This is a genomic window from Stenotrophomonas sp., assembly GCF_032099025.1.
Lineage (GTDB): Bacteria > Pseudomonadota > Gammaproteobacteria > Xanthomonadales > Xanthomonadaceae > Stenotrophomonas.
The window spans coordinates 116,558-125,525 of record NZ_DAMCID010000013.1 but is presented as its reverse complement, the minus strand read 5'-3'; the positions used below and the strand labels follow the sequence as shown (position 1 = coordinate 125,525).

Below are 8,968 nucleotides of genomic sequence, written 5' to 3'. Positions count from 1 at the left end.
AAATCCGCCGCCTAAATCCGTGCTTTAAGGCGTCCGATTCAAGGGGGCAGGTTCACTGCGACTTTTAAAGACGTGTGCATAGTCTTCGATTCCGTAAGCAGGGAAGCTTCAGTTCAACCCTTGACCTTCTCTCATCATTGCGATGATCGGTTCCAATGTGCGCAAACTTGGGGCCGCTTAGCGAAATATGTGCGGAAGTCGGTACTGGTCGCAAGCGAGCCTTCCCCGTCCCAACTAATTGGGATCGAAGGGCTATCGGGGCCGCCTTCGCAGATGGGCCGCATACGTCACTCTTTAACCGGCTGAGGCAAGGCGTGGTAGCCCGTATTCGTGCGATTCAGGCTCTTAAGGGTGGCCCGGCTCCTGTCCCGTCGCCAAGATTTTGCCTATAGTGAACCCCAACCAATGCAATGGAATGGCCCATGAGCGCGATGTCATCCGGCAGGTGCCTGACAGTTGCACTCGCCATCGCCCTGAGCGCCAGCGCGTGTGCCAAGGCACCACCCACGGAGAAGGGACACAAGGAGACTGCCATGTTTGAAGATGCCAGCCAGAGCCGCACTGTTGATGGCTACACCTACACCACGGCACCGGTGGTAGCGACGCTCGGCCCGCACCGTTACGCCTTCCCGGCGAATCTCTACGAAGACCAGATCGGGCCGGCCGTTGGCGGCGGCATTGGCTTGACGCTGATGTGGCCTGAGCTGAAGGCAGCTTCGCCTGGCACGCGTGGATCCCGCACGATGGTCGACCACCATCGTGCAATTTCCATGGCGGTGGACTACATAGATCGCGTGCCGGTCTCTGAGTTGCTGGATCGTAAGACCAGTACGGATGCCACCAGCGAAGAAGGTTCCGTATATAGGAATGATCCCCGCCGTCGGTTGGACCTTCGAAAACCTGGGCCTGAGCAGTACGGCCTCACGCCTTACGCGGTTGATGAAGATCGGATGGCTCAGTTTGGCAGGGCATACGAACAACAGACCGGCATGCCCGCCAAGCGCAACCCCAACTTCGAGGACGACTGGTACATCGCTCGCAGTGCGGATGGGAAGCTGGCGAGTTTCATCAAGTGCGATCAACTAATTGATGGGCGAGACGGCTTGGCCCTTGACGGGGATCGCATTGAAATTGATGAGCAGATCGCTGTGTCCGGTTGCAGCCACTATTTTGTGGATGCTGACAACGCCCTCTCGGTGACCCTTTCTTACCCTCGCGTTTTCCTGAAGGATTGGAAGGCGATTGAGGCCGCTGCACGCGGCGTACTTGCCCAGTACAAGGTTGAGTAAACCGGAACGTTCAGGAGGAACAACGCGTGAGCGGATTGAATCAGAAGGATCTAGACATCCTGCGGTCGTATGCCGATCAGGGCAACCGCGAACTGTATTGGAACTACCTCGCACAAAAGCCTGGCAATGACGGTTATGGCCTGCTTGCGTTGGGCGTGGTGCGCAATGACAACGTACCTGGGCAGGTGGCCAATTCGTACGCGCAGTCTCAGGCCAGGAGCCAGAGCGCGCGTAACCCCGCCCTGACAGACCGCACTCTGACAGAGCGGGAGTGGGAGGACTTTGGCCAAACGCTTCTCAAGCGCGATCTTGAGCGCCGTGAGCATTGGTTGGAAGCTGGAAATCCTTCGCTGGCGCTGAATCTGCCAGGTCGCGATGTGCAAAAGGCGCATGATCTGGCCTTTGAGCGCCATAACCTGGACCCGAACTGCTGGACGCCCCGCATCCTGTTGGAGGCATCACGCAAGAATCTAAGTGAAGATGCGGCCGAGCAGGTCTGGAAAGACATGCTCAACAACGACTGGGGTGGTGTAATCAGGGCGGCAAAGACCATTGGTCATGCACGGGCTGCCATGCCTGAACAGGCCGGAGCATACATTGGGACGTTGACTTTGCATGAAGTGGGCATGATAGATCAGGCCCTCCCCGCCAAGGACCCCAACGTCATCGGCATTCGCAGCTCGTTCCACATCTATGACGAGAAGGCAGGCACCTGGTACCACCAGGCCGAGGGCGGCTTCCCCATTCAGGAGCGGAATCCGAAGATGTTGCAAGAGCTTGACGATGCTCGCGACGTGCGTGTGGAGCGCCAGCTCAAGGCGACCCAGTTCCATGAGGATGATCCTTACCGGCAGCGGATCGAAACTCCCAAGGTGGTCCTCAATGAAACGCCCGGACAGGAGCACAGTCCGCGCTTTGCCGGTCTGCGACCCGGCGATGAGCATTACCCGCTCTACCAGCAGATTCGCGAGCATGTAGCTGGGCTGGACGCCACGCACGGGCGCAGCTTTGACGAAACTAGCGAGCGGCTTACCGCCAGCCTTACGACGCTGGCGGTTGAGAACAGGCTGGATCGGGCCGACCATGTGGTATTCAGTCAGGCCACCGCAGACGCGGCTGCCGGGCGCAATGTATTCGTCGTACAGGGCGCCCTTGGGGACCCGGCACAGCAGCGCGCTTCGATGCAGACAGATGTGGCCGTGCAGACGCCGGTGGAGCAGTCCCTGCGGCGGCTGGACGTCGCCTCACAGGAGCAGCAGACTCTGGCAGTGCACGCCGAACAGCGCACCCAGCAGGACCAACGCGACCTTGAAGCGCGGAGCATGCGGATGGGCTGAATCTGCCCAGGCTTAAACGACTCAGAAGGTAGACCGCCATGCGTACCACTGCCGCGAAGTTGATGCTTCTCTCCATCGTGTACGCGATCTCCATCGTATGGGGCGTTGAATGGTTGCTCGATCATCTGAGGTCGCGCACCTTTGGCATGGGTCCCGAAGTGCATCCGCGCTGGGTGCGTACCGCACTTGCCCTGGCGCCATTTGCCCTGTTTTCGCTATGGGTCGCCGTGCGACGGCCACCGTACCCGCGCAGAGGTTACATCGCAGGGCTGCTGGCCTCGCTCGCCCTGTGGGGCTGGTACTACGCCGACGGCCTGATGAACACCGGCGGCGGCGCCAACATCGGCCTGGGCATCATCATGATGCTGTCGCCGCTACCTGTCTTTCTTGTCATGTGGATGTTCGCCCGCAAGGCGTGACCGATGGTGCTGGATCCAGCGGGAATATGGAGAAGACGTGGCATGGCAGCCGGGGCATCCGCTGGCACTGGTTGCGTGCGAGAATTCGCGGAACATGGCCGCACGGACCGGATGACTTCAATGGAAAAGCGTGTCTGCTTCGATTTTGAAATCGAGTTCAGCAACGGTGGCGGAATCCAAGGCCAAGGTTTTCGTCTTGATATCGAAGGCGATGACATCGATGACGACGCGCTCGCGGAGTACATCGTCCGTGATATGCGGCTGCTGATGGTGGGTGCTGTGCGCATCCTCAACAAGCGGATCATCGAAGAGCCGCACAAGCGGCCATTGGAAGCAGAGTCCGGGACCGCCAGCGATCAATGACAGCTTCCATTGAAGGACCCTGAGTCCTTCGATTTGGCTACTCGCGTCACAGTGTAGGTCTAGCCCATCAAACTCAGACGACCAACAGAAACAAGCGATTTCCCATCTTCCACATCATCCCGCATGGTGCTCTACAGAGTCTAGAAACTCTAAAGGCAGCAAAATGTTGGACGTTCCTTTGTCGGGAGGGTGGCTAATACAACACCCCCTGTGGAAATACGTCACGCCGGTTGCTGCTTAACGGTTTTCTAGCCTCCCGACGCCCTTGCCATCCCGGCGAGGGGTGCTCAATACCGGAGGTCCAACATGCTTACTCAGTGGGCGGACACGCCCCTCGATGAACTCCCCAAGCGCAGGGCAAGCTATTCCCGCCCTGCACGCACCTACAAGGTCTGTGCGCAGTGGTACGAGGATCCCGACTCGATGCGTCGCGGTGAACTCCTGCCTCGCTTCCAGCTGCGCGGTCGCTGGCTGCATGACATTGGCTTCGTCATTGGCGCCAAGCTGGCGGTGGAGGCCAAAGAGGGTGTTATCACCCTCACGGTGATCGAGCGGCCGGCACCGGTAGTTCCGAAGATTCCCAGAAAACTACAGCGGGAAATGGCCCGCGGGAGGCAGTCATGAGCAGGAACGTTCTGATTCAGGCCAGGATGGAAGATCAGCTGCGGGCCAGCTTCCAGGCAGCGGCGGCGCGCGAATGCCGGCCTGCCGCGCAGGTGTTGCGGCAGTTGATGGAGGCGTACGTGGCGGCGCAATCCGAGCCCGACGCGAATGACGGACGGAGGCGCAGCACGGCGGTGCGTCGTGCGGCAGGGGCGGTGGTCAGTCTGGCGCCGCCGCCTGCGCCGCTCACTGACGGCGACGACCGCGATCTGGATGATGTTGCCCAGCGTCAGTACGGGTGGCACAACAATCCGTTCGGAGCAGGGTGAGGCAGGATACTGATGCGGGCAGTGGTAGGTCGCTTTGGCGGGTGCCCTGTCCGCAATATTCGTTCGCTACTGACGAGTGCCAGACCAAATGCTAGGCTCTTGCCAGGCCGCGTGAAGATGCTCTCGGTTCCAGCGCCGCTTGGAGACAGCGCGAACGTGCCAACGTATCCCCCTACCCTGAAGCGGCGTCAGGAAGACGCAGTCAAATGCCTGGCAGCCAAGACACACTGATTTCATTAAGCGATGCAACGGCGTCGGCCTACTTTCTCTATGGAATTGAGGCCGGCCTGCTGCCGCTGGAAGCGGCGAGGGAATGGGCGTTCTCTCTCATAGCTGATCGTAGCCATCCGAGCATTCAGATCATCGAGGTCGCAACTGCTGACCGGCGTGAGACGGCTATCAGCTGCCTAAGGGCTGTCGCCCCAGACGCCGACCTGGTTCTCGCTGGTCGTCTGCTTCTAGCCACACTGCATGACCAGCTTCGGCTTGGCCAGTTTTCGCTCAGATCCTCCTTGAACATGGCGCGTCAAATTACATCGTCGACCTGTCCCGATTCCCAAGCGTATCAAGACTTCGATCTGCTTGATGATGAGCTTCTTCTGGCGGAGCACGGTATATATGGGACCGTGGACGACGTTATGGAAAGTTCGCTCTCCGTGATGTCGGAACCTGTCATGGTGCGGTCGTGAGTTTCGCGTTGTCGAGCGAGGCGGGCATGCAGTATCTGGGTGAGCCATGTTGCACTCGCATCCTCTGACGAAAGCCGTATGAAGCCCCGAATTGTCCTTGGAATCAGGATCTGCGTGGCGCCGATATCGGGTCCGCGGTGTACGACGCCCGCATGCGTGACGCCGCAGAAGAAAGCAGCGAGATGGGGGATGGCGTGCTCTTCCGCACAACCTCTCAGCTGAAGGATGTGCTCGACCCTGACGCCGATTTCGCCGTGCGGCAGTCGCGGTTGAAGCGTGCGTTCGCCGATGGGACTTTCCACGCGGCATAGGATTGACTGCAGGGGCAACGCCCAACGCGATGCCCCCTGCACGGGTCACGCCATCAACCACACCCGGATCAGCGACACCAGCTTGTCCACGTCCAGCGGCTTGGCGACGTAGTCGTTCGCGCCCGCCTGGATGCACTGCTGCTGGTCGTCGGGCATGGCCTTGGCGGTGAGGGCGATGATCGGCAGCTTGCCGAAGCGGCCGTCCTGCCGGATCTCGCGGGTGGCGGTGAGGCCATCCTTGACCGGCATCATGATGTCCATCAGCACCAGCTCAATGGCCTCCGGCCCCCCAACGGCGGTGGTCAGGGCGTCGATGGCCTCCTGGCCGTTGCGCGCGATGGTCACCTTGCAGCCGTGCGGCTCAAGCACGTTCATCAGCGCGTAGATGTTGCGCACGTCATCTTCCACGATGAGCACGCGACGTCCTTCCAACGCCGTATCCCGGTGTTGCGCCGTGCGGATCATGCCCTGCTTGGATTCGGGCAGGTCGCTGACCACCTGGTGCAGGAACAGCGTGACCTCATCGAGCAGGCGCTCGGGTGAGCGCGCACCCTTGATGATGATCGAACTTGAGTAGCGGCCCAGTCGCACCTCTTCGGCGGGTGACAACACCCGACCGGTGTAGACGATGATCGGCGGCAGGGCTTGCGCGCTCTGCTCGCTGAGCAGTTCCAGCAGCTCGAACCCCGAGGCGTCGGAGAGCGTGAGGTCCAGCACCATGCAGTCGAACGTATGTTCGGCCAACGCCTGGAGGCACTCCGATGCGGAGCGCGCGCCGATCGTTTCCACATCGGCCAAGGCCAGCAGGTCGCGCACGGCATCCAGCTGGACGGCGTCATCCTCGACCACCAGTACCAGCCGTGGGCGCAGCGACAGGCGACGCTCCAGCGAGAGGAGTACGTTGGCCAGCTCATCGCGGGTGGCCGGCTTGCCGAGGTAACCCACGGCGCCGAGCGACAGTGCCTTGCGCGAATGATCCATTGCGGACACCACATGGATGGGAATGTGGCGTGTGCGCATGTCGTGCTTGAGCACGTCCAGCACTGACAGGCCCGATTGGTCGGGCAGGCCAACGTCCAGCACGATGGCGTGCGGAAGCTCCGCGCGCGCGGCGGCCAGGGCCTCGCTCGCGGTGTGCGCTACCTGCGCGCGGAAGCCCATTTCGGCCGCCAGGTCGCTGACGATCTGGCCGAAGGCGATGTCGTCCTCGACGATCAGGATCAGGCCGCGTCCGTTGTTGGTCGCCCGGCCGCTCGCACTGCTCGCCGGGCGCGCTTCCTGCGTCATGGTCTGGGCAGTGCTTGCGTACGCGGGGCGAGCAGGCGCAGCCGCCGGCACCGCTACCGGAGCGGCCGTGCGTTCGGCGGTCGCCAGCCTTGCCGCAACCACCAGGCGGAAACAGCTGCCCTTGCCCGGCTCGCTTTCCACGGTGATGTCGCCCCCCAGCAGGCGTGCAAGCTCCTGGGAAATGGACAGGCCCAGGCCCGTGCCGCCGTAGCGCCGGCTGATGGAGCCGTCGGCCTGCTGGAACGCCTCGAAGATGCGCACCTGCTGCTCAGGCGCGATGCCGATGCCGCTGTCGGTCACCGAGAACGCTACCTTGCCGTCGCGCGTCGCCGACGCCGATACGGTTACGCCGCCTGCTTCGGTGAACTTCAATGCATTCGACAGCAGGTTCTTGAGGATCTGCTCGATGCGCTGGCGATCGGATTCGATCACGGCGGGGCAGTCGGCCATCATCGAGACGTCCAGTGTCAGGCCCTTCTCGCTGGCTACCGGACCGAGCAGCGCCGCAATATCCACCAGCAGCTTCTCCACGCCAAAGCGCTCGGCGTGTACCTCGATGTGACCGGCCTCGATCTTGGACAGATCGAGAATTTCGTTGATGAGGTTGAGCAGGTCGGTGCCGGACGAATGGATGGTCCGCGCGAACTTCACCTGTTCCGCGCTGAGGTTGCCGTCGCGGTTGTCGCCCAGCAGCTTGGAAAGAATGAGTGCGGAGTTGAGCGGCGTGCGCAGCTCGTGCGACATGTTGGCCAGGAACTCGGACTTGTACTGGCTGGCGCGCTGCACCTTGTGCGATTCGGCCAGGATGGCGGCGTTGGCGCGCGCGAGCTTGTCGCGTTCGCTCTCGAGCTGCTGCGACTGGTCGAAGAGCTGGTTGTTGGTCTGTTCCAGCTCGGCCTGCTGTTCTTCCAGCTCGTGCTGGGAGCCGCGCAGCGCCCGGCTCTGTTCCTCCAGTTCCTCGTTGGAGACGCGCAGTTCCTCGCTCTGCACCTGCAGCGATTCGGATTGCCGCTGCGTCTGCATCAACAGCTCGGAGAGCTTGGCCCGGTAGGCCGCCGATTGCAGGGCCACCGCCATGTCGCCGGAGGCGAGCTCGAGCAGTTCGACCACTTCGGCCGGCACCGCACCGAAGAAGCCGAGTTCGATGACCCCGCTCACCTCGCCCTCGTGGATGCTGGGGGCGATGACCAGGTGGCGTGGCTGGGCCTGGCCCAGTCCCGAGCCGACCGTGAAGTAACCCGGCGGCACATCCGACACCACCAGAACGCGCTTCTCGTCCACGGCGCGGCCGAGCAGGCTGCCGCTGTCGCGGACCTGGTCGGTGCCGTCGGGCGCGGACGCGGTGCCCACCGCGCCGATCTGCCGGTAACCCGTGGCCGCCGGCTCGAACAGCATGCCGGCCTCGGCGCCGGTAAAGCGCGCGAGGAAGCCCAGGCTGGCGCGCGCCAGGGCGCCGCTGTCCAGGTCGCCGCCGGTCGCGGTGGCCAGCTCGAGCCGGCCGCGCTGCAGCCAGGCATCGCGTTCGCGTGCGCGGGTATGGCGACGGAGCAGGATGGCGATGAAGATCGTCAGCACGACGCCCAGCACGGCGCTGGCCGCGCCAGAGCTCAGGGCCGCGCTGTACGCCGATTCCATCTCCTCCAGGCGACGTGCGCGCTTGTCCAGTTCGATGGCGCCCATGGAGGCCAGGCGCGCACGGATATCGTCCATGGCTGCCTTGCCGCGGTTGGAACCGACCACGGCCAGGGTGGGTTCGAGCCCCTGGGTGCGGCGTACTTCGATCGTTTCATGCAGCTCGTCCAGCTTGTCCTGGACCCTGCGTGCCAGCAGTTTGAGCCTGTCCCGTTGCGCGGCGTCATCGGCCAGTGCGTCTTCCACGGCCTCCAGCCGCGTGCTGGCAACCCCCAGCGCCGTGCGATAGGGCTCCAGATAGCTGTCGTCGCCGGTGAGCAGGTAGCCACGCTGGCCGGTCTCGGCATCCTGCACCGCCGAGAGCACATCGCCCAGGGCGGTCATCGTTTCCTGGGAGCGGATCACCAGCGCGCTGCCCTCACGGATGGTGCGGATGTTCTTGCCGGCCAGGTACCCGCTGCCGAGGAAGAACAGCATGACCGCCAGCAGTGGCCAAAGCGTGCGGAAGGCGGTTCCGGCCTGGCTGGAAGAGCGGGGTTTGGGCGTGGAGGTCATGGTCTGGCAGGAGGGTGGAGGCAACCGTTCAGCGTAGCATGGCGAGGGGTCGCGCAGCGGGTGACCCATGCGGTGGGTGACTTCCTGGTCGCAGACAGGGGCCATCGGATGCATGATCGTCGGCATTGTCGACCGCGCTACATCCTGCCCTGGT

Annotated in this window: 9 protein-coding genes; 8 read left to right on the top strand and 1 reads right to left on the bottom strand. The window is 62.7% G+C overall.

The annotated features are described in order from the left end of the window. The first annotated feature begins 533 nt into the window (after window positions 1–533). The 8 genes from RT456_RS11420 to RT456_RS11385 all read left to right on the top strand — a co-directional run bounded on the left by RT456_RS11420 (window position 534) and on the right by RT456_RS11385 (window position 5,340). Window positions 534–1,289: a hypothetical protein gene (locus RT456_RS11420; protein ID WP_313346553.1), complete on the top strand. Its 756-nt coding sequence runs from the start codon at window positions 534–536 to the stop codon at window positions 1,287–1,289. Between the two features lie 26 nt (window positions 1,290–1,315). Continuing rightward, on the top strand, window positions 1,316–2,626 hold the full coding sequence (locus tag RT456_RS11415; protein WP_313346551.1) for an XVIPCD domain-containing protein: 1,311 nt from the start codon (window positions 1,316–1,318) through the stop codon (window positions 2,624–2,626). A 38-nt stretch (window positions 2,627–2,664) separates the two neighbouring features. After that, complete coding sequence (locus tag RT456_RS11410) at window positions 2,665–3,045, top strand: hypothetical protein (protein WP_313346548.1); 381 nt, start codon at window positions 2,665–2,667, stop codon at window positions 3,043–3,045. A 120-nt stretch (window positions 3,046–3,165) separates the two neighbouring features. Then, complete coding sequence (locus tag RT456_RS11405) at window positions 3,166–3,408, top strand: cyclase (RefSeq protein WP_313346545.1); 243 nt, start codon at window positions 3,166–3,168, stop codon at window positions 3,406–3,408. A gap of 306 nt (window positions 3,409–3,714) precedes the next feature. Further along, a complete protein-coding gene (locus RT456_RS11400) occupies window positions 3,715–4,032 on the top strand; it encodes a SymE family type I addiction module toxin (protein WP_313346542.1) in 318 nt (105 codons plus the stop codon). Then, window positions 4,029–4,340 carry a hypothetical protein gene (locus tag RT456_RS11395; RefSeq protein ID WP_313346539.1) on the top strand — a complete coding sequence of 104 codons (312 nt, stop codon included), beginning with the start codon at window positions 4,029–4,031 and terminating at the stop codon, window positions 4,338–4,340. Before RT456_RS11400 ends, RT456_RS11395 begins: the two co-directional genes overlap by 4 nt. A 206-nt stretch (window positions 4,341–4,546) precedes the next feature. Continuing rightward, the gene (locus tag RT456_RS11390; protein WP_313346537.1) at window positions 4,547–5,029 is read left to right on the top strand and encodes a hypothetical protein; all 483 of its coding nucleotides are present in this window, start codon (window positions 4,547–4,549) and stop codon (window positions 5,027–5,029) included. A gap of 152 nt (window positions 5,030–5,181) precedes the next feature. Then, window positions 5,182–5,340: a hypothetical protein gene (locus RT456_RS11385; RefSeq protein ID WP_313346535.1), complete on the top strand. Its 159-nt coding sequence runs from the start codon at window positions 5,182–5,184 to the stop codon at window positions 5,338–5,340. A 45-nt stretch (window positions 5,341–5,385) separates the two neighbouring features. On the opposite strand, the gene RT456_RS11380 is transcribed toward RT456_RS11385, so the two are convergent. After that, on the bottom strand, window positions 5,386–8,814 hold the full coding sequence (locus tag RT456_RS11380; protein WP_313346533.1) for a response regulator: 3,429 nt from the start codon (window positions 8,812–8,814) through the stop codon (window positions 5,386–5,388). Between the last annotated feature and the right edge of the window lie 154 nt (window positions 8,815–8,968).

Coding starts and splice junctions, on each gene's coding strand:
- RT456_RS11390 (WP_313346537.1), top strand. CDS start 4,547: ATGCCTGGCAGCCAAGACACACTGATTTCATTAAGCGATGCAACGGCG.
- RT456_RS11400 (WP_313346542.1), top strand. CDS start 3,715: ATGCTTACTCAGTGGGCGGACACGCCCCTCGATGAACTCCCCAAGCGC.
- RT456_RS11380 (WP_313346533.1), bottom strand. CDS start 8,814: ATGACCTCCACGCCCAAACCCCGCTCTTCCAGCCAGGCCGGAACCGCC.
- RT456_RS11395 (WP_313346539.1), top strand. CDS start 4,029: ATGAGCAGGAACGTTCTGATTCAGGCCAGGATGGAAGATCAGCTGCGG.
- RT456_RS11405 (WP_313346545.1), top strand. CDS start 3,166: ATGGAAAAGCGTGTCTGCTTCGATTTTGAAATCGAGTTCAGCAACGGT.
- RT456_RS11385 (WP_313346535.1), top strand. CDS start 5,182: ATGCGTGACGCCGCAGAAGAAAGCAGCGAGATGGGGGATGGCGTGCTC.
- RT456_RS11410 (WP_313346548.1), top strand. CDS start 2,665: ATGCGTACCACTGCCGCGAAGTTGATGCTTCTCTCCATCGTGTACGCG.
- RT456_RS11420 (WP_313346553.1), top strand. CDS start 534: ATGTTTGAAGATGCCAGCCAGAGCCGCACTGTTGATGGCTACACCTAC.